This window comes from Amycolatopsis sp. WQ 127309, assembly GCF_023023025.1.
In the GTDB taxonomy this organism is placed as follows: Bacteria; Actinomycetota; Actinomycetes; order Mycobacteriales; family Pseudonocardiaceae; genus Amycolatopsis.
In genome coordinates, this window is record NZ_CP095481.1 from 4,594,940 (window position 1) to 4,615,768 (window position 20,829).

Sequence of the window (20,829 nt, forward strand, 5' to 3'; positions counted from 1 at the left end):
GGTTGGTGCTGGTCAATGCCTGCGGTCCCCTTGGCGGGGCGGCGGCTCGATTTCGAGGTCAACGCCTGCGGGCGGCAGCTCGACTCCGGGGTAGCAGCCCAGCCGAGATGCAGACAGCGGCCCGGTTCCAACCGGCCGTCCGCGATGCCCAGCCGTCGGTGAGGCCCAGGCTCGGTCGTGATGCCCGGCCCGTCGGCGATGCCCGGGCCCGGCCACAATGCCGGGACCGGCCGGAGACCCGACCCTGCCGGACGACAGACCCGGCCGTATGCCCAGATCCCGCCACGATGCCCAGACCCGGCTGTAGACCCAGAGTCTGCCGGACGACAGACCCGGCCGTATGCCCAGATCCCGCCACGATGCCCAGACCCAGCCGGAGACCCAGAGTCTGCTGGACGCCCAAGCCCAGCCGGAGACCGAGACCTCGCCACGATGCCCAGGCCCAGCCGGATGCCCAGACCCGGCTGTAGACCCAGACCCGGCCGTAGACCCAGACCCGCAACGATGCCCAAGCCCGGCCGGAGGCCCAGGCCCAGCCGGACACCGGGCAGGACCCGAACAACCCCCGGACATGCGGAAGGGCCCCGCACCACTGGTGCGGGGCCCTTCCGGCGTCAGAAGCTACTTCACTTCTTCTTGGCGGCCGACGTGCGCTTGGCCGGGGCCTTGGCTGCGGCGGGCTTCTTCGCCGCCGCGGTCTTGGTGGCGGCCGGCTTGGCCGCTGCCTTCGCCCGGGTGGTGGTGGCCTTCGCGGCGGTGGCCTTGGCCGGGGCGGCCTTGGCGGCCGCGGTCTTCGGGGCGGCCTTGGTGGTGGTCGCCGCCTTGGTCGCGGTGGCCTTGGCGGCCGGCTTCGCCGTGGTGGCGCGCGTGCGGGTGGCCGTCGCGCGGGCGGTGGCCGGCTTGGCCGCGGCCGCGCGGGGCGTGGTGGCCCGCGTGCTGGTGGCCTTCGCCGGGGCGGACGCCTTGGCGACAGCCGCACGCGTGGTCGTGGTGGCGGCGGTCGCACGCTTGACCGGGGTCGCCTTCGGCAGCTTCTTCGTGCCGGAGATGACGTCCTTGAAGGTGGTGCCGGCGCGGAAGGCGGGGACGTTGGTCTTCTTCACGCGAACGGCTTCACCGGTACGCGGGTTGCGAGCGGTGCGGGCCGCACGGGCGCGCTTCTCGAACACGCCGAAGCCGGTGATGTTCACCTTCTCGCCCTTGTTGACCGTCCGGATGATGATGTCGACCAGACCGTCAACGGCCTGCGAAGCCACCTTCTTGTCGCCCAAACGCTCAGACAGCGCCTCGATCAGCTGGGCCTTGTTCGTCATTCCAGTCCTCCATAGTGGAACTTGTACACGGCCCATCTCGGCCGACACTGCACACGGTATTACCAATACCGCACAAAATCCAACTGGGGGTCGAAATATTTCCTTGTACGGGGGCGGGTTCCGCCCTCTGAGAGGGGCTTGCCCGATCCCGCCCGCAACGGTCCCGGGAAGCCGACCATGGCCCTGAGCAGGCAAAACCTGGTTCCGGTGCCGTCCACAGTGGTCGTCCATATAGGACCGGTGGGGTCCCGGAAGACTTTTTCGCCGACACGCCGGGCCGGGCGCGTCCGGCGTGTGGCTGAGGCCACTCCGGCCCCGATCCCGCGCTGCGATCGGGGATCGCGGGCCCGCCGGTGGCCCCCGCGCGGCCCGCCGGACCCCGCGGCGAGGCCGCTTCACCCTGGAGCCAGCGGAAGTCCGGACGGCGGCCCGGGGGAAGCGCGGTGCCGGGCGGTAACGCCGGGCCCCGCCGGGACGACCTTTCCGGCGTGCGGGACCCCGGCCGGGTGCCGCCCGAAATGCCTGTGGTGACTAAAAGATCTTCCCCGAAGGGTGAACTCACTCGTTCGGCCCAGCCATGGCGGGCGGTGACGTCTCCGGTACCGAGCGGCCGCAACGCCGTGTTGGCCGGAGCCGCGGACTTCCGGCGGGCTAGTCTGCGGCCGGAGGAAGCGCCGGGCGGACAGGGAGAACCGTGGACCAGGAGACTCTCACCACCGTGGTCGGACGGGTGGCGGGCACCGAGGATTCGACGCCGCTGCAGTTCTGCGTGGCCATCGATCCGGAAGCCTATCTGCAGCTCGACGACGTGGTCGTGACACGGCGGGAGCTGCCGGGGCGCGGCGAAGTCGTGTCCTACGGCGTCGTGACGCAGGTGAGCGCGCGGCACGAAGGCGCCAGCTTCGGCAGCGACGTCTTCCTGATCTCGGACGGAGTCCTGCCCGCGCAGGTGCAGGAGATCGCCGAGATCGCGACCACCCGCGTCGAGCCCGAGTGCTACGTGCCGCCGCGGCCGGGCGCCGTGGTCTCCCGTGCGGTGGGGGAGGATCGCGCGCAGGCGCTGTACTTCGACAACATGAGCCGCCAGGTGGCGGTCGGCCTGGGCCGCGACGGCGAACCGGTGTTCCTCAACCTGGACTTCCTCGACGGCACGCGCGGTGCGCACGTCAGCATCAGCGGGGTGTCCGGCGTCGCCACGAAGACGTCGTTCGCGTTGTTCCTGCTGCACTCGATCTTCCGCGGCGGCGCCCTGTCCAACGCCCACAACGCCAAGGCCCTGGTGTTCTCGGTCAAGGGCGAGGACCTGCTGTTCCTCGACACCCCGAACATCCACCTCGACGCCAAGCTGCAGGAGGAGTACGCCAAGCTGGGCCTGCCCGCGGAGCCCTTCGCCTCGGTCGGGTTCTACGCGCCGCCGACGCCGTCGGACACCACGGGGAAGCCTTACGTCACCGGGCGGACCACCGGCGTCGGCGCCTTCTGGTGGACCATCGCGGAGTTCTGCGCGACCGACCTGCTGCCCTACGTGTTCGCCGACGCCGAGGACGAGCGCAACCAGTACACGATGGTCATCCACCAGGTCGCGAACCGGTTGCGGCTGGACACGACGCCGGCCGGGAAGGACGGCGCCGCCAACGTCGACGGCGTGCTGTGCCGCACCTACGCCGAGCTGATCGACGTCATCTGCGACCGCGTCACCGACGAGGAAACCCGCGCGAGCTGGGCGGGTGCGGTCACCGGCGCGGGCACGGTCAACGCGTTCATCCGCCGCCTGCGCTCGAGCCAGCGCGCGCTCAACGGCCTCATCCGCGGCGACCTCACCGACCACGCCGCGCGCAAGCTCTCCACGGAGAACCAGCAGGTGACCGTGGTGGACATCCACAACCTCGTCGAGCGCGCGCAGCGGTTCGTCGTCGGCGTCACGCTCGCCGCGGAGACCGCGCGCAAGGAAGCGGCCGGCGCGGGCGGGCTGCTGTTCACGATGCTGGACGAGCTCAACAAGTACGCGCCGCGCGAAGGCAGCAGCCCGATCAAGGAAGTCCTGCTGGACATCGCCGAGCGCGGCCGCTCCCTCGGTGTGATCCTGATCGGCGCGCAGCAGACCGCGTCCGAGGTCGAACGCCGGATCGTCAGCAACAGCTCGATCCGGATCGTCGGCCGCCTCGACGCCGCGGAGGCCTCGCGCCCCGAGTACGGCTTCCTCCCGGCCAGCCAGCGGGTCCGCGCGACGCTCGCGACGCCCGGCACGATGTTCGTGAGCCAGCCGGAGATCCCGGTGCCGATCGCGGTCGGCTTCCCGTTCCCGGCCTGGGCCACGCGGCTCTCCGAGGCGGGACAGGTCCCGACCACGACGGCCGTGTCCAAGAACGCCGATCCGTTCGCGGGCCTGCCCACGCGCGGCAGCAGCGACCCGTTCGGCGACGACCCACCACCTTTCTGAGCCCCCCCCGGCCACAGGCGAAGAACGGAAGGACGCCGCGTGAAGTTCCTGCACACCTCCGACTGGCACGTCGGCAAGACGCTCAAGGGCCGCAACCGCCTGGACGAGCAGCGCGCCGTGCTCGGCGAGATCGTCCGGATCGCGCGGAAGGAGGCCTTCGACGCGATCCTGATCGCGGGTGACCTCTACGAGACGTCGGCGCCGTCGGCCGCCGCGCAGGAACTCGTGGTGCAGGCCCTGATGGCGCTGCGCGAAACCGGTGCCGAGGTCCTGGCGATCGCCGGGAACCACGACCACGCCGCGACGTTCGAGGCGTACCGGCCGCTGCTGCGGGCCGCGGGCATCCAGCTGTCCGGCGACCCGCGCCCGGTCGCCGACGGCGGTGTCGTGTCGTTCGACGCGCGTTCGACGGGCGAGCGCGTCAACGTCGCCGTGCTGCCCTTCCTTTCCCAGCGCTACGCGGTGCGCGCCGCGGAGCTGCTCGCCGGGACGCCGGCGGACAACGTCGGCCAGTACGACCAGCGCGTGCGCGACATCCTGGAGCACCTCAAGTCCGGCTTCACCGACGGCGCCGTCAACCTCGTCATGGCGCACCTGACCGTGACGGGCGGGGCGATGGGCGGCGGCGAACGCGCGGCCCAGTCCATCTTCGAGTACCACGTGCCGGCGACGGCGTTCGGCGCCGACCCGCACTACGTCGCGCTCGGGCACCTGCACCGGCGCCAGTCGCTGCCGGCGGCCTGCCCGGTGCACTACAGCGGCGCGCCGATGCCCGTCGATTTCGGCGAGCAGGACAACACGAGCGTCGTGCTGTCGGTGGAGGTGACGCCGAGCACGCCCGCGAAGATCACCGAAATCCCGCTGACGTCGGGGCGGAAGCTGCGCACCGTCCACGGCACGGTGGCGGAACTCGTCGGCCGGGCCGCGGAGTTCGGCGAGGACTACCTGCGTGTCTACGTCCGGGAAGCGACCCGGGCCGGGCTGCGGGAGGAGATCCAGGAAGCCCTGCCCAACGCCCTGGAGATCCGCATCGACCCGGAGTTCGCGGCGCCGATCACGGCGTCGGGCGGCGAACGCGCGGTGGCGGACCGGTCACCGGGTGAGCTGTTCGCGGCGTACTGCGACGAGCGGACGGTGGCGGACAAGAGGGTGCAGGCGCTCTTCGCGCGGCTGCACGACGACGAGACGAGCGGGGTGTGACATGCGACCGGTACTGCTGGAGATGACCGGCTTCGCGTCGTTCCGCGAGAAGACCGAAGTCAGCTTCGAGGACACGGACTACTTCGCGCTCGTGGGGCCGACCGGCGCCGGCAAGAGCACGGTCATCGACGCGCTCACCTTCGCCCTCTACGGTTCGGTCGCCCGCTGGGACCACGAAGGTCTCGTGGCGCCAGCACTGGCTCCGACGGCGAACCGCGCGACCGTGCGGCTGGTCTTCGACGCGGGCGGCACGCGCTACCACGTGGTGCGCGAAGTCCGCCGCAGCGGCGGTAAGAAACCCACGGTCAGCGTGAAGAACGTCCGCCTGGAGCGGCTCGCCGACAACGCCGCGCTCGGCGGCCCGGACGACGAGGCCGACGCCGTCGCCGCGGACTCCGAGGTGACGCCGGCGATCGAACGTCTGCTCGGGTTGACGTTCAAGCACTTCTGCACCTGCGTCGCGCTGCCGCAGGGCGACTTCGCGGAGTTCCTGCACGCCAAGGCCGCCGACCGGCAGAAGATCCTCATCAAGCTGCTGGGCCTGGAGGTCTACGAGCGGATCGGCCGCCGCGCCAACGTGACCGCCGAGCAGCAGGCGCAGCGCGCGAAAGTCCTGGAAGAGCAGCTCGGCAGTTACGCCGACGCGACCGAGGAAGCCGTCGAGGCCCTGGCCGCGCGCATGACCGCGCTGGCCGAACTGGACGCGCGGGTCGAAACGGCGTTGCCGGGGTTGACCGACGCGACCCGCGCGCACGACGAAGCCCGGCAGCTCGTCACCACGCTCACCCGGGACCTCGCGGTCCTCGACGCGCTGGAACGCCCTGACGGCGTCGAAGATCTCGAAGCCCGGCGCCGGACCGCGGCGGAGGCGGCCACAGCCGCGCGGAGCACCCTCGACTCGGCCGAGACGGCGGACGAAGCGGCCCGCGCCGCGCTAGCCGCCGCGCCCGACCGGGGCGAGCTGGAGCGGATCCGCGCCGCCCGCACGGAACTCGGCGCGGCCGAGGAGGCCCTCCCCGGCCTGGCCGAAGGCGCGAAGACGGCGTCGCAGGCGAAGGACACCGCAGCGACGGCGGTGGCCGGCGCGGTGGCGATCGTCGACGCGGCCCGCAAGACCCACGACACCACCGCGCGGGCCGCCGAGAACGCCGCCGCCGACGCCGCGCGCGTCCGCGGCGAGCGGGACCGGCTGGCCGGGCTGCGGCCGCCGGCGGATCTCGGTGACCTGTCCGCGGAGTCCGCGCGCGTCGCGAAGCGCGTGACGGCGGCGGCATCCCGGCTGACCGCGGCCGAGACCGCCGACGCCGAAGCGCGCGCCGCGCTGGCCGCCCAGCCGGACGGTGCCGCGCTCACCGCGGCCCGGACCGACGCCCGCACCCTCTACACGGTGGCCGAGACCCAGCGCAAAGCCCTGCCGGAGCACGCGGCCCGCCGCACGGAACTCGACGCGGCGCGGACGGCTTTCACCGCGTCCGACGCCGAACTCACCGCGGCTCGGACCGCGGTGACCGACGCCGAACGCGCCGGGCAGGCGCTGGTCCTGCGGGCCGGGCTCGCCGTCGGGCACCCGTGCCCGGTGTGCGAGCAGGAAGTCTCGGCCGTGCCGGCGCACGACGGCCACGCCCACCTCGCCGAGGCCCGCGAGCGCCAGGACCAGGCCGAGCAGCGGCGCGCGGCGGCCGAAACCGCCGTCCGCAAGCTGGAACGGGCCGTGGACCGCGACGCCGACCAGTCCGCTTCGGCGGCCGCGCAGGCGGAAGAGCTGCGCGTGGCCCTCGCGGACGTCGAAGGCCCGCCGGAGTCGGCTGTGCTGCTGCGCCCGGTCGAAGCCGGTTCTTCCGAGCAGGACTTCGCCGATCTCATCGCCGCCGTGCGCGAGCGAGGGGAATGGCTGTCCGCGACGCTCGACGCCCGCGCCCGCGTCATCGAGGCCGCCCGCGCCGCCGACGCCGAACTGGCGGCGGCCCGCGCCGAGCGCACGGCGGCCCAGCGCGACGCCGAAGTCGTCGAGAAGTCGGCCGTGGCGGCCCGGGAAGCCCTGCGGGCGGCCCGGGATCCGCTGGTGGAGCTGGGTGCGCCGGGGATCGACGCCGACGACGTCGCGGCGGGCTGGCAGCGGCTCACGGCGTGGGCGGCGTCGGCGCTCGAGGCACGGCGCACCGCGTCGGGGGCGCTCGAAGCGGCCGCCGAAGCCGCGGGCAAGGAAGCCGTCGTCGCGGCGGACGACCTCGCGTCGGCCGAGCGGACCGCCGAAACCCGCCGCACGCAGGCGAACGACGCGGGCCTGGCCGAGCAGTCGGCGCGCACCCGGCTGGACACCACCACGCGCCGCCGTGACGAACTGATCGTGACGCTCGCCGAAGCGCCGTCCGCCGACGTCGTCACCGCGCGGCTGGCGCAGGTCGCGTCGCTCGAAGAAGCCGCGCGTGCCGCCGACGCGGAGCTGCGCACCGCGCGTGCCGCGGCGAAGCAGGCCATCGACGGCCAGGCGCGCGTGAGCAAGGAAGTCGAGGCCGAGCGGCAGAAGCTGTCCCGGGCGCGCGATCCCCTCGTCGGCTTCGGCGCACCGCCGATCGACGGCGAAAGCCTCCTGGACGCCTGGACGTCGCTGACGGACTGGGCGGCCGGGCAGGCGACCGAACGCCGTGCGCGGCTGGCCGCCGCCGAGACCGCCGAGGGTTCCGCCGCGGAAGCGTTGCGCGGGGCCGAACAGCAGGTCGCCGACGACGTCACCGCGCTCGGGATCACCCTGCCGGCGGGGCCGGTGCGCGACCGGGTGCCGGTGGCGCTGGCCACCGCGCGCGCCCGCGCCGAGGCCGACCACACCGAGCTGCGGCGGCGGGTGGCCCACGTCGAAGGCCTGCGCGGCGACATCGCGGGCGCGGAGTCGGAGTCGCAGGTCGCGAAGCTGCTCGCGGATCTCCTGCGCTCGGACAAGTTCCCGCGCTGGCTGATCGCCGGGGCGCTCGACACGCTGGTCGCCGAGGCGTCCGCGTCGCTGCTGGAGCTGTCCGGCGGGCAGTTCGAGCTGACCCACGACAAGGGCGACTTCCTGGTGGTGGACCACAACGAGGCCGACGCCCGCCGCCCGGTGAAGACGCTGTCGGGCGGGGAGACCTTCCAGGCGTCGCTGGCGCTCGCCCTCGCGCTGTCGTCCCAGCTGGGCGCCATGGCCGTGGCCGGCGCGACCAAGCTGGAGTCGATCTTCCTCGACGAGGGCTTCGGGACGCTCGACGAGGCGACCCTCGACGTCGTAGCGTCCACTTTGGAGAACCTGTCGGCCTCCGGCACGCGGATGGTCGGCGTGATCACGCACGTGCCGGCGCTGGCCGAGCGCGTGCCGGTCCGGTTCCTGGTCACCCGCGACGGCAGCGGCTCGCACATCACCAGGGAGGGCGCATGACCGCGGTGGCGGGGATGAGCTTCAACATCGACGCCTGGGACCCGGGTTACGGCAGCTCGATGGAGGCCGAGGAGCTCGCCCGGTCGCAGGCCGAGGTCGAGCTCGACGTCGAGGTCCCGGCCGCCGAGTGGGCGCCGATCGACCCGTCGCCGGTGCCGTCGCCGCCGGACGCGGTGCTGTTCGTGGACGGCGTCCGCCGCATCGACGCCCGCGTCTGGATCGACGACCCGGACGGCGCGAACTCCGCGTCCATCGGGATCTGCGCGTCCTACGCGGCCGGGGTGGTGTGCTGCTGCGCGGGCCGGGCGCACGTCGTCGCCGCCAACGTCCGGCGCGGGCTGTTCACCGTCGCGCCGGAAGCCGCCGGTATCGAGACGACGGCCGGGCGGTACGAGGCGTTCCGCGCGACGGCCAAGGACGACAAGCCCCTCGCCGTGGTGCTGTCGTCGGCGTTGCAGAGCGAGCTGGCCGACGTCGAGCTGGCGACGGCCGAGGAAGCGCGCCGGGCGATCGCCGGGCACGTCGCCCACGACCTGCTCGTCGTCGACGGCCCGCTGAGCGGGCGCACGCACCTGCCCCGGGCCGTCGGGTTCATCAAGAGCCACCAGACGACCTACCTGCCGGGCGAGCTCAACGCGATGGTCGGCGAGCTCACCCCGCACCAGCGCACGCCGGTGTTCCTGATGGGCACGACGTGGGTCCGGCACTCCTGGTACCTGCGCCTGCCCTCGGACGGCGGCCCGCCGTGGTCGGGGGTGGTGCGCGTCGAGGCGGCCCCGCACCTCGCGCGCGAAGAGGTGACGGACCTGGCGAACGTCACGCAGTCGGTGCTGGGGCGCTTCGCGTCGGTGCCGTACAAGGACTCGCGGGCGCCGCAGAACCTGTACCCGATCGCCGGGCTGGAGCGCGACCTGCGGCACCGGCTCGGCGACCAGCAGTTCGTCTACCGGGCGCTGCGGCTGGCCGCGTCACGCTGAGCCGGGCCCCGGGGCGGCCGACTGGGGATGCGACCGGCCCGGGGGTCCTTTGTGGAGGGTCAGCTCAGCGACCCGTCCCCGGTCTGCGGTGCGCCGGCCGGCTTGACCGCGACCTGCGGTTTCACCGGCTTGGCGGGCTTCGTCGACGTCGCCGGCGGCTTCGGCTTCGTGGTCGGCGGCTTCGGCTTGGACGTCGTGGTGGTGGGCGGCGGGGTGCCCAGGATGGTGAAGGACGCCGTCGCCTTCCGGCCGTCCGAGCACGGGAACGACGCGGTGTACTTGCCGGGCCGCTGGATCGCCTTGGTGTGCCCGCCGTACTTGCCGAAGTTGCCGCCTTCGGTCCAGTCGAGCGGCGCGGCGAAGCCCGCCGACGTGACCGGTCCCTTCGGGGTGCAGCCGTGGCCCATGCCCGCGTAGACCGTCGCGTCGATCCGGCCGCCCGGTTCCACCTGCGCGGTCAGGCCCCACCAGACCTCGTCGGCGGCGCTCGCCGGGGCCGCCAGGGTCAGCGTCGCCGCGCCCGCCACCATTACGCCGATCAGTGTTTTCTTGAACATCCCTCGTCCTCCCTCGTTCCTCGCCTCCTCCACGCGTGAGCCGCGAAAACGGTTGAGCACCGGGAATGTTCATGTACGTGAACGACCATCGAGTCTATGTTTTGTTGCCACGTATGCGTTACCTTCTCCCCGGCTTGGTCCCGTTCAGTGGCGAGGGAGACTCGATGCGTTATGGCCGAATGGTTCTTGCCTCGTTGCTGGGGCTTTCGCTGACGGTCCCGCTCACCGGGATGGCCGCCGCTCAGCCGTGGCGCGACGCCCGGCAGTCGCCCGATCGCCGCGCCGCGGAACTGGTCGCGGCGATGACCCTGGACGAGAAGATCTCCCAGCTGCACCTGCAGCCCGACGCCGAGCACCAGCGGTTCGTGCCGCCGATCCCGCGGCTCGGCGTGCCCGGGTTCCGGATCGCCAACGGCCCGGCCGGCATGGGCCCGGCCGACGACAAACCGCAGAAACCGGCGACCGCGCTGCCCGCCACGATGGCGCTGGCCTCGACGTTCGACACCGACGCCGCGCGCCGCTACGGCCGGCTGATCGGCAGTGAGACCCGCGCGCTCGCGCACAACGTGTCCGAGGCGCCCGACATCAACATCGCGCGCGTCCCGCGCAACGGCCGGACGTTCGAGGGCATGGGGGAGGACCCGGTGCTCGCCGGGGCGCTGGCCGCCGCCGACATCCGCGGCATCCAGGAGAACGGCACCATCGCCGAGGTCAAGCACTACGCGGCGAACAACCAGGAGACGCAGCGGCAGAGCATCGACGAGCACATCGACGAGCGCACGCTCAACGAGATCTACCTGCCGCACTTCGAACAGGCCGTCACCGAAGGCCGGGCCGGGTCGGTGATGTGCGCCTACCCGAAGATCAACGGCGTCTTCACGTGCGAGAACCCCGCGCTGCTGCAGGGAAAGCTGCGCGACGACTGGGGCTTCAAGGGGTTCGTGCAGTCCGACTGGGGCGCCGCGCACAGCACGGTCGGCTCGGCGAACGCGGGCATGAACCTCGAGATGATCGACGGCACCTGGTACGGCGACAAGCTGAAGCAGGCGGTGCTCGCCGGGCAGGTCACCGAGCAGCGCGTCGACCAGCTGCTGCTGCCGCGGTTGCGGACGATGTTCGCCTTCGGCCAGTTCGACCACCCGCCGGTGCTCACGCCGTTGCCGGCCGCCGAGCACGACGCGGCCGCGAAGCAGTTCGCCGAGCGCGGCATGGTGCTGCTGCGCAACGAACACGCGCAGTTGCCGCTCGACTCCGCCGCGGTGCGGTCGATCGCGCTGATCGGCCCGTTCGCGACCCAGGCGAAGACCGGCGGTGGCGGCAGCTCCGCCGTCATCCCGACGTCCACAGTGGACCCCTTGGCGGGCCTCCGGCAGCGGGTTCCGGGCGCCGCGGTGACGCTCGACGACGGCAGTGACCCCGCGCGGGCGGCGGCCCTGGCCGGGGCGTCCGACGTCGCGGTCGTGATGGTCGGCGACAACGAACTGGAGGGCAAGGACCGCCCGAGCCTGGCGCTGGACGGCAACCAGGACGCGCTCGTCGCGGCGGTCGCCGCGGCCAACCCGCACACGGTGGTCGTGGTGAAGAGCGGCGGCCCGGTGCTCATGCCGTGGGCGTCGTCGGTGCCCGCGATCCTGCAGGCCTGGTACCCGGGCCAGCAGGACGGCGCGGCGGTGGCGGGTGTGCTCTTCGGTGACAGCAACCCGTCGGCGAAGCTCCCGATCACGTTCCCGGCGGCGGACGCCGACACCCCGGCGAACACACCCGAGCAGTTCCCCGGCGTCGACGGCGTGGCTTCGTACTCGGAAGGTCTGCAGGTCGGCTACCGCTGGTTCGACGCGCAGGGCAAGGCGCCGCTGTTCCCGTTCGGCTACGGCCTGTCGTACACGACGTTCGCCTTCTCGGGCCTGTCGGTCCGCAACACGGGCGACGGCGCGACGGCGACGTTCACGGTCCGCAACACCGGCCACCGCGCGGGCGCCGAGGTCGCGCAGCTGTACCTGGGCTTCCCGGCCGCCGCGGGCGAACCGCCCCGCCAGCTCAAGGGCTTCGAGCGGGTGCAGCTGGCGCCGGGGCAGGCCCAGCGCGTGACGATCAAGCTGGACACCCGCGACTTCTCGATCTGGGACAAGGCGTGGCGCCCGGTCCACGGCGGCTTCACGATCCAGGTGGGCGACTCGTCCCGCTCCCTGCCGCTGAAGGCGTCCCTGCACCGCTGACCCGCGCAAGTCCGTGAATGCCACATCGAGGGACCAAGTGTCCGTGAATGTGGCATTCACGGACTTCGGGCCGACCCCAGCGGCTCAGGCCTTGCAGCCGGGTGCGGCCGCGGCGGCGGCTATCAGCTTCGGTGACTCCGCCAGCGGGGCCACCGGGTCGTAGACGCCGTCGATGTCCTTCTGGGCCAGGTCGAGGGCGTCGCCCGCCGGGTCCTGGGACGCCTGGTCGCCCGGCTTCGCCCGGTCCAGCTCGGTCTTCGCCGAGGCCGCGCGGTCCCGGGACGTCGTGAACTTCGTGACGAACGCCGTCCGGACCTGCTCCGCCAGCGGCTCCGGGGCCGGCGGCAGCGCCGCCAGCTTGTCCACCACCTCACCGGTCCGGTTCGCGATCCCGCCCAACTGGACGGAGAGCGCCTTCTGCGCCTCGGCGACCGTCGTCGGAGGGGCTCCGGGCGGCCCGGTCTCGGCGTTGGTGCGCACGCGGTAGCCGTTGATCGCGGAACAGAAGCCGTCCACCCAGCTCAGGACGGCCGGATCCGCGGTCGGCGCCACCGGGAACGGCGAGGTCACCGTCACGGTCGGGGCGGCCGGTTCCGCCCCGGGTCCGGTACAGGCGGTCAGGGCCAGGCCCACGCCCAGCAGGCCTGCGGCGATCCTCATGTTTCCCCCTCGCGGTGCTTCGTTGCCGCGTACACGCGCGAGGGGGGCGAACGGTTGCCCCTCAGGCGGCAAGTGCCGCGCCGAGCGCGAGGAGGCCGTCGTCGGTCAGCTCCGCGCGCGCCCACTGCCCGACGGCGACGGCCGGGCCGAGCGCCGGCCGGATCAGCCCGGCGCGGGCCAGGTCGTGCGCGGTCGCCTGGTCGCAGCACGGCAGGCCGTCGACGCGCAGGTCGGGTTCGCAGCTGCAGGTCAGCTCGGCCCGCCCGGCCCCGACGGCCCGCAGCATCGCGAGCGCCCGGCGGTTCAGCGTGGTGGACATGGTGTGCCCCCTCCATGGTTCCGTCGGGAAGGAGACGTGACCGCGGTCACCGAATACGCCACCGCGGCCAGGTTCCCCCGAAAAGGTGCACGCCGGGCCGGCGCCTGGTGGGATGAACCCATGACGGACCAGATCGGCGACCCGGCGGTGCGTGCCTTCGTGGACGCGCTGAACGCGGGCGACCGCACGGCGTTCCAGGCCGCGCTGACCCCGGACGCGACGATGTCCGACGACGGCACCGAGCGCGACCTCGGCGAGTGGACCGAGCGGGAGATCTTCTCGAGCGACGGCCACCTGACGGTCGAGAAGGCGCAGGACGACGGCCGTTCGTTCGTCGCGAGCTACTCGAACGCGACGTGGGGCGCGATGCGCACCCGCTGGAGCTTCACGGTCCGCGACGGCAAGGTCGCCCGCTTCGAAACCGGCCAGGCCTGACCCCGAACGCCGTGAGGGGCACCTTCAGGGACGCTGAATCCCTGAAGGTGTCCCTCACGGCGTTGGTGTGACTCCTGAGGCGGGAGTGACGTCAGAGACGCTCCTGGAGCGCGTCGGCCGCCGCGAGGAGGTCCGCGGCCCAGCGGGCGCCCGGCTTGCGGCCGATGCGCTCGATCGGGCCGGACACCGAGACCGCCGCGACCACCGTGCCGGCCGAGTCGCGGACCGGCGCCGAGATGCTCGCCACTCCCGGCTCGCGCTCGGCGACGCTCTGCGCCCAGCCGCGGCGGCGGACTTCCAGCAGCGTGCGCTCGCCGAAGACCGCGTCCGCCAGGATCGTGCGCTGCGTGTGCGGATCCGCCCACGCCGCCAGCACCTTCGCGCCCGAGCCCGCCGTCATCGGCAGCCGGGAGCCGATCGGGACCGTGTCGCGCAGGCCCGACGGCGGTTCGGCCGTCGCGACGCACACGCGCTGGACGCCGTCACGCCGGTACAGCTGCACGCTTTCGCCGGTGACGTCCCGCAGTTTGGGCAGGACCACGCCGGCGGCGTCGAGCAGCGGGTCGGTCGAACCACCCGCGAGTTCGGCCAGTGCCGTGCCCGGGCGCCAGCGTCCGTCCGGTCCGCGACGCAGCAGGCGGTGCACCTCGAGACCGACCGCGAGCCGGTGCGCGGTCGCCCGCGGTAACCCGGTCCGCGTGCACAGTTCCGCCAGGCCGCAGGGGTCGTCGGCGACCGCCTGCAGAACGGCCACTGCTTTGTCCAGTACTCCGATACCGCTATGCTGTCCCACGACCCGATACTAGCGTCCCGCACTTTGGGAAGTCCAGCATCTGGGAAACCCGAACTCGAGCTGCGCCCTCCCTTCGCGGCTCGCACCAGTTCCGCAGGTGTGCGCCCGAGTTCCACCACCACAATGAACCGTGGAAGGAGCCGGAGATGACCAGCCCGACCGGCAAGGCCCGCACACTCGCGGAGAAGGTGTGGGAAAGCCACCTCGTGCGCCGAGGCGAAGGCGCCGAACCGGACCTGCTCTACATCGACCTCCACCTGCTGCACGAAGTGACCAGCCCGCAGGCCTTCGACGGCCTCCGGCTGGCCGGGCGGCCGCTGCGCCGCCCCGACCTCACCATCGCGACCGAGGACCACAACGTCCCCACCGTGGACATCGAGCTCCCCATCGCCGATCCGGTCTCGCGCACGCAGGTCGACACCCTTCGCCGCAACTGCAAGGAGTTCGGTGTCCGGCTGCACCCGATGGGTGACGCCGAGCAGGGCATCGTGCACGTCATCGGCCCGCAGCTCGGCCTGACCCAGCCGGGCATGACGGTGGTCTGCGGCGACAGCCACACGTCCACGCACGGCGCGTTCGGCTCCATCGCCTTCGGCATCGGCACGTCCGAGGTCGAGCACGTCATGGCCACCCAGACGTTGCCGCTGCGGCCGTTCAAGACGATGGCGATCACGGTCGACGGCGAGCTGCGCCCCGGCGTCACGGCCAAGGACGTCATCCTCGCGGTGATCGCGAAGATCGGCACCGGCGGGGGCCAGGGCTACATCCTCGAATACCGCGGCAAGGCCATCGAAGCCCTGTCGATGGAAGCCCGGATGACCGTGTGCAACATGTCGATCGAGGCCGGCGCCCGCGCCGGGATGATCGGCCCGGACGAGACGACGTTCGAGTACCTCAAGGGCCGCCCGCACTCGCCGAAGGGCGCCGATTGGGACGCGGCGGTCGAAAACTGGCGGCAGCTGCGCACCGACGACGGCGCGGAGTTCGACGAGGAGGTGCACCTCGACGCGAGCGCGCTGACGCCGTTCGTGACCTGGGGCACCAACCCCGGCCAGGGCCTCCCGCTGGGTGCCGAGGTGCCCGACCCGGAGCAGATCCCGGACGAGAACGACCGCATTGCCGCTGAAAAAGCGCTGTCCTACATGGACTTGAAGCCCGGGACGCCGCTGCGCGAGATCTCGGTCGACACCGTCTTCCTCGGCTCCTGCACCAACGGCCGGATCGAGGACCTGCGGGCCGCGGCCGAGGTGCTGCGCGGGCGCAAGGTGGCGGACTCGGTCCGGATGCTGGTCGTCCCCGGCTCGATGCGGGTGCGCAAGGCCGCCGAGGAGGAAGGCCTCGACACGGTCTTCACCGACGCGGGCGCCGAGTGGCGGCAGGCCGGCTGCTCGATGTGCCTCGGCATGAACCCGGACCAGCTGAAGCCGGGCGAGCGCAGCGCGTCGACGTCGAACCGCAACTTCGAGGGCCGGCAGGGCAAGGGCGGCCGGACGCACCTGGTCTCGCCGCTGGTCGCCGCCGCGACGGCCGTGCGCGGCACGCTGTCGTCGCCGGAAGACCTCGTCACCGCCACCCGCTGACCACTGCCGATCTCCCGAGAGGAGCTCCCACCATGGAACCGTTCACCCAGCACACCGGCGTCGGCGTCCCGCTGCGCCGGTCCAACGTGGACACCGACCAGATCATCCCGGCGGTCTACCTCAAGCGGGTCACCCGGACCGGCTTCGAGGACGGCCTGTTCGCCGCCTGGCGCGGCGACGAGCAGTTCATCCTCAACCAGGAGCCGTTCAACGCCGGCAGCGTGCTCGTCGCCGGACCGGACTTCGGCACCGGTTCCTCCCGCGAACACGCCGTCTGGGCGCTGATGGACTACGGCTTCCGGGCCGTCATCTCCGCCCGGTTCGCCGACATCTTCCGCGGCAACTCCGGCAAGGGCGGCCTGGTGGCCGCCCAGTGCGAGCAGCACGACGTCGAACTGCTCTGGAAACTGCTCGAGAACGAGCCCGGCACCGAGGTCACGGTGGACCTCGAGACCAAGACCGTGCGGGCCAAGGACTTCACCGCGCCGTTCCAGATCGACGAATACGTCCGCTGGCGGCTGCTCGAAGGACTCGACGACATCGCTCTCACGTTGCGCCATGCCGGTGAGATCGACGGCTTCGAGACGACCCGTCCGTCCTGGAAGCCGACGACCACGCCGATCGCCGCCGGCTAGCCCGGCCCCGGCCGGCCGCGGGGGCGGGATCCCTTGCCCTGCAACGGGAATCCCGCCCTCCGTGGCTCGCCGTCACACTGCTTCCAACGGCCCTCCGGCGCCCCGTCAAGGGGCTCGTCCGCGAGGCGGAACCCGTCCCGGGGCAAGGGAAGGTTTCCGCGAGCCGTTGGAATTTGTGCTGCGTTGGTAATACCGTGTCGCTAGTCGGCCGAGGTGGCCGTGGACGGGTACTTCCTTCTTGGAGGACTGGATGGCCAACAAAGCCCAGCTGATCGAGGCGCTGTCGGAGCGTCTGGGCGACAAGAAGGTGGCTTCGCAGGCCGTTGACGGTCTGGTCGACATCATCATCCGGACGGTCAACAAGGGCGAGAAGGTGAACATCACCGGCTTCGGCGTGTTCGAGAAGCGCGCCCGTGCCGCTCGCACCGCGCGCAACCCGCGCACCGGTCAGGCCGTGAAGGTCAAGAAGACCAACGTGCCCGCCTTCCGGGCGGGGACGACCTTCAAGGACGTCATCTCCGGCGCGAAGAAGCTGGCCAAGGCCGCTCCGGTCCGGCGCGCCACGGCGGCGTCCACGACGACTCGTGCGTCCGTGGCGAAGGCGTCCGCGCCGGCGAAGGCCACCAGCACGCGGGCCACCACACCCCGCGCGGCCGCGGCGAAGCCCGCCACGGCCCGGGCGACGGCCACGCGGACCCGCGCCACCGCGGCGAAGCCGGCCACGACCCGCACGGCGGCGAAGCCCGCCGCGGCCAAGGCGACGGCCGCCAAGGCCGCACCGGCGAAGACGACCACCACGAGGGCGAAGGCGGCCCCGAAGGCGACGGCGGCGAAGACCACCACCGCCCGCAAGCCGGCCGCCACCCGCACCACAGCAGCCAAGACGACCACGGCGGCGAAGACCACCACGGCAGCGAAGACGACCGCGGCGAAGACGCCGGCCAGGCGGACGTCGACCGCGGCCAAGAAGAGCTGACCCGCGGCACCCGAGTTTCCCAGGCAGGGCCCCGCGCGACCGAGCGCGGGGCCCTGCCTGGTTCGCACCCCGGTGCGCCAGAAGCAATCCCGCCCGTTCCGGTACACGAGCCCACTCTGCGAAAACATGAGCGGTATTCGCGTGTGCCGTAAGAGTTACTCACGGCGAGGACGCCTTTCCCGAAAGGAACACGCACACCGCCACTCGGGCTACTCTCGCGTCGCCGGGACCGGTTCCGATCAATTCCGCCAAGTCGCTTGAGCGCCCGGCCGAGTGATGCCACGCTGCGTTTCTCGGAACCCGCGTCCGGCGGGGCCGGCAGCCGAGCAAGGCGAACCTGGGGGCGACCACCATCGACATCCGGCTTCTCGGTTCCTTCCAGGTGCTCGTCGACGGTTCAGCGGTCCTGCTCACCAGTTCCCGCCAGCGCGCGCTGCTCGCGACGCTCGCGCTGGCCGCGGGCCGCCTGGTCTCGATCGACACCCTCGCGCGCGGCGTCTGGGGCGAAGCGCCGCCCGCGCACATCCGGGGGAGCCTGCAGACGTACGTGATGCGCCTGCGCCGCCTGTGCGGCGAGGACACCGTCGTCACCGAGCCGGAGGGGTACCGGCTGGTCGTGGACCCGTCCCGGGTGGACGCCCTGCGCTTCCTGCGCACCCTGGACCAGGCCGCGGCCACCACCGAGCCCGCGCACCGCCGCACCCTGCTCACCACCGCCCTCGGCACCTGGGGCGGCACTCCGCTCGAAGGCGTCGGATCACCCGCGCTGGCGGCCGAATGGGGGCCGCTGCTGACCGAGCGGTACCTGTTCGCCGTCGAGCAGCGGATCGACCTCGACGGCGGGCTCGTCCCGGACGCGCGGCTGATCGCCGAGCTCACCGACCTCGTCTCGCAGCACCCGCTGCGGGAATCCTTGTGGGAACGGCTGGTGCGCGTGCTCGCCCGGTCCGGGCGCCGCGCCGAGGCGCTGTCGCGCTACGCCGGGCTCCGCGCGCTGCTGGCCGACGAGCTCGGCGTCGAACCGGGCGAAGACCTGCGCCGCCTGCACGCCGAGCTGCTCGCCGCCGACGCCGAACCCGCCGCCCGCACCGAAGTCCCGCGTCAGCTGCCCTTCGACGTCGCCGGCTTCACCGGCCGCGGCCCCGAACTCGCCGAGCTGGACCGCCTCCCGCCCGGCGGCGCGTCCGGCATCGTCGTCATCGAAGGCACCGCCGGCGTCGGCAAGACGTCGCTGGCCGTGCACTGGTCCCACCGCGTCCGGGACCGCTTCCCCGGTGGCCAGCTGTTCCTCGACCTGCGCGGGCACTCCGCGGGCACCCCCGTCACGCCGGAGACGGCGCTGGCCGGCTTCCTGCGCGCGCTCGGCGTCCCGCCCGAGACGTGGCCTTCCACAGTGGAGGAACGCTCCGGCCTGCTGCGCAGCCGGCTGGCGGGCAGCCGCACGCTGATGCTGCTCGACAACGCCCGCGACGCCGACCAGGTCCGCCCGCTGCTGCCCGGCACCGGCAACCTCGTCGTCGTGACCAGCCGCAACCAGCTGCGCGGCCTGGTCGCCCGCGACGGCGCCCGCCGCATCGCCCTGCGCTCCTTCGACGACCGCGACGCCGAAGCGCTGCTCGCCGGGAGCGTCGGGCCGCAGCGCATCGCCGCCGAACCCGGCGCCGTCGCGGAGCTCGTGCAGCTCTGCGGCCGGCTGCCGCTGGCGCTGGCTCTCGCGGGCGAACGCGCGTCACGCTTCTCCGGCGTTTCGCTGGCCGGGATCGTCGAAGAGCTGCGCGACCAGAAGCTGCGGCTCGACACCCTGCGCGACCCGCAGGACGCCGGCACCGACCTGCGCGCGGCGTTCTCCTGGTCCTACAAGGCGTTGCGCCCGGCCGCCGCCCGGTTCTTCCGGCTGCTGGGCCTGCACCCGGGCCTGGCCTTCAGCCTCTCCTCGGCCGCCGCGCTCGCCGGCGCCGGCCTGCGCGAAGCGCGTGAGCTCGCCGACCAGCTCGCCGCCGCGCACCTGCTCAACCAGCCCAGCACCGACCGCTACCAGTTCCACGACCTGCTGCGCGTCTACGCCGGCGAGCTCGTCGAGACGGAAACGACCGCGGCGGAACGGGAGGCGGCGCTGCGGCGCCTGGTCGACTGGTACCTCGCCGGCGTCGCGGAGGCCAACAAGCTCGTCCGGCCCGACCTGCTCACCGACGACATCACGCTCGAACCCGTGCCGCTGCCGGCGGTCCGGTTCGCGCAGCACGAGGACACGATCGCCTGGTACACCGCCGAACGCCCGGCGCTGACCGCGCTCGTCGGCGTCGCCGCGCAGCACGGCTGGGTCGCCCACGCGTGGAAGCTCGCCTGGCTGCTGCGCGGGTTCTTCGCCGAACGCCACGACCGCGACGACTGGATCGCGACGGCCGGCATCGCCGTCGCGGCCACCCGCGACGCCGGCGACAACACCGGACTCCAGTACAGCGCCAACAACCTCGGTTCGGCCTACCTGCGCACCCTCCAGCCCGACAAGGCCCTCGAAGCGCTGGAAGAAGCGCGGACGGCGTCCGAGACCGGCAACGGGACGGCGCTGACCGTCGCGATCCTGTCCAACCTGTCCGGGGCCTACTACGTCCGCGCGGAGTACGCGGAAGCCGAGCGCTACGCCCTCAAGGCCGTCGACCTCGCGCGCGACCGCGGCCAGCGCACCTTCGTCCCGCACGCGCTGCTCAACGTCAGCGCGAGCCGCATCGGCCTGCACGACTACGACCACGCGGCCGAAGCCGCCCAGGCCGCGCACGAAGCCTTCGCCGACCTCGGCGACCGCTACCACGCGGCGCTGGCCCTCGGGAACGTCGCCGAAGCCCTCGAAGGTGCCGGCAGGCACGACGAAGCGGAGAAGGCGGGGCTCGACGCGCTCGCCGAGCTGAAGGAGCTCAACGCCGACTACGGCACCATCGACGTCCAGATCACCTTGGGCCGGCTCAAGCTCTACACGGGCCGGCCGCGCGAGGCCGGCGGCCACTGGGCCGAGGCGCTGGCCGCCAGCCAGCGCCTCGGAGATCCCCGCGTCCCGGAGATCCAGGCACTGCTGGCCACGGTGCCACCAGAAGAGCCCCCGGCGAAGGACGCGCCGTACCCCTAGCCCGGCGCGGCCCAGCGGGGGACCGGAACCAGTACACCAACATCCACTGTCACGGCGCTGTCTTCGACGGCTTCGCCTGCCCCCATACGCCCCAATGTGGCGTTGGGTGCGTCAGACGCACCCAATGTGGCGTTGGGTGCGTCCAGCGCACCCAACGCCACATTGGGGCGCTCGGGGGCCGGCGAAACTCGGGAGGCCGGTGGC

At 72.7% G+C, this 20,829-nt stretch carries 15 protein-coding genes; 10 read left to right on the forward strand and 5 right to left on the reverse strand.

What is annotated here, in order from left to right; translation table 11 throughout:
• Positions 1–626: 626 nt before the first annotated feature.
• Complete coding sequence (locus MUY22_RS21700; protein ID WP_247062040.1) at positions 627–1,313, reverse strand: HU family DNA-binding protein; 687 nt, start codon at positions 1,311–1,313, stop codon at positions 627–629.
• A gap of 694 nt (positions 1,314–2,007) precedes the next feature.
• Here MUY22_RS21700 and MUY22_RS21705 point away from each other — a divergent pair.
• Genes MUY22_RS21705 through MUY22_RS21720 form a run of 4 tightly spaced genes read left to right on the forward strand, consistent with a single transcriptional unit; the run spans position 2,008 to position 9,333 of the window.
• Positions 2,008–3,753 carry an ATP-binding protein gene (locus tag MUY22_RS21705; protein WP_247062042.1) on the forward strand — a complete coding sequence of 582 codons (1,746 nt, stop codon included), beginning with the start codon at positions 2,008–2,010 and terminating at the stop codon, positions 3,751–3,753.
• 39 nt (positions 3,754–3,792) lie between these two features.
• Positions 3,793–4,953: an exonuclease SbcCD subunit D gene (locus tag MUY22_RS21710; RefSeq protein WP_247062044.1), complete on the forward strand. Its 1,161-nt coding sequence runs from the start codon at positions 3,793–3,795 to the stop codon at positions 4,951–4,953.
• Position 4,954: 1 nt separating this feature from the next.
• Entirely contained in the window at positions 4,955–8,356 is a 3,402-nt protein-coding gene (locus tag MUY22_RS21715; protein ID WP_247062046.1) for an AAA family ATPase, read from the forward strand.
• Positions 8,353–9,333, forward strand: a complete 981-nt coding sequence (locus MUY22_RS21720) for a hypothetical protein (RefSeq protein WP_247062047.1) — start codon at positions 8,353–8,355, stop codon at positions 9,331–9,333. The genes MUY22_RS21715 and MUY22_RS21720 overlap by 4 nt, the downstream gene beginning before the upstream one ends.
• A gap of 59 nt (positions 9,334–9,392) precedes the next feature.
• On the opposite strand, the gene MUY22_RS21725 is transcribed toward MUY22_RS21720, so the two are convergent.
• Positions 9,393–9,890, reverse strand: a complete 498-nt coding sequence (locus MUY22_RS21725; protein WP_247062049.1) for a hypothetical protein — start codon at positions 9,888–9,890, stop codon at positions 9,393–9,395.
• A gap of 164 nt (positions 9,891–10,054) precedes the next feature.
• Between MUY22_RS21725 and MUY22_RS21730 the strand changes: the two genes are divergently transcribed.
• The gene (locus MUY22_RS21730) at positions 10,055–12,106 is read left to right on the forward strand and encodes a glycoside hydrolase family 3 C-terminal domain-containing protein (RefSeq protein WP_247062050.1); all 2,052 of its coding nucleotides are present in this window, start codon (positions 10,055–10,057) and stop codon (positions 12,104–12,106) included.
• An 84-nt stretch (positions 12,107–12,190) separates the two neighbouring features.
• Here MUY22_RS21730 and MUY22_RS21735 read toward each other — a convergent pair whose 3' ends face one another.
• Positions 12,191–12,766 carry a hypothetical protein gene (locus MUY22_RS21735; protein ID WP_247062051.1) on the reverse strand — a complete coding sequence of 192 codons (576 nt, stop codon included), beginning with the start codon at positions 12,764–12,766 and terminating at the stop codon, positions 12,191–12,193.
• 61 nt (positions 12,767–12,827) lie between these two features.
• On the reverse strand, positions 12,828–13,085 hold the full coding sequence (locus MUY22_RS21740; protein ID WP_247062052.1) for a hypothetical protein: 258 nt from the start codon (positions 13,083–13,085) through the stop codon (positions 12,828–12,830).
• Positions 13,086–13,205: 120 nt separating this feature from the next.
• Between MUY22_RS21740 and MUY22_RS21745 the strand changes: the two genes are divergently transcribed.
• Entirely contained in the window at positions 13,206–13,520 is a 315-nt protein-coding gene (locus MUY22_RS21745; protein ID WP_247062053.1) for a nuclear transport factor 2 family protein, read from the forward strand.
• Positions 13,521–13,611: 91 nt separating this feature from the next.
• Here MUY22_RS21745 and MUY22_RS21750 read toward each other — a convergent pair whose 3' ends face one another.
• Positions 13,612–14,313, reverse strand: a complete 702-nt coding sequence (locus tag MUY22_RS21750; protein WP_163046815.1) for an IclR family transcriptional regulator — start codon at positions 14,311–14,313, stop codon at positions 13,612–13,614.
• 146 nt (positions 14,314–14,459) lie between these two features.
• On the opposite strand from MUY22_RS21750, the gene leuC reads away from it, so the two are divergent.
• From leuC to MUY22_RS21770, 4 genes are all read left to right on the forward strand, one after another.
• Complete coding sequence (leuC, locus tag MUY22_RS21755) at positions 14,460–15,893, forward strand: 3-isopropylmalate dehydratase large subunit (RefSeq protein WP_247062054.1); 1,434 nt, start codon at positions 14,460–14,462, stop codon at positions 15,891–15,893.
• Between the two features lie 32 nt (positions 15,894–15,925).
• On the forward strand, positions 15,926–16,528 hold the full coding sequence (leuD, locus tag MUY22_RS21760; protein ID WP_247062055.1) for a 3-isopropylmalate dehydratase small subunit: 603 nt from the start codon (positions 15,926–15,928) through the stop codon (positions 16,526–16,528).
• Positions 16,529–16,778: 250 nt separating this feature from the next.
• A complete protein-coding gene (locus MUY22_RS21765) occupies positions 16,779–17,504 on the forward strand; it encodes an HU family DNA-binding protein (RefSeq protein WP_247062056.1) in 726 nt (241 codons plus the stop codon).
• Between the two features lie 382 nt (positions 17,505–17,886).
• Positions 17,887–20,625, forward strand: coding sequence for a BTAD domain-containing putative transcriptional regulator (locus MUY22_RS21770; protein ID WP_247062057.1), 2,739 nt, complete (start codon positions 17,887–17,889; stop codon positions 20,623–20,625).
• Positions 20,626–20,829 lie beyond the last annotated feature (204 nt).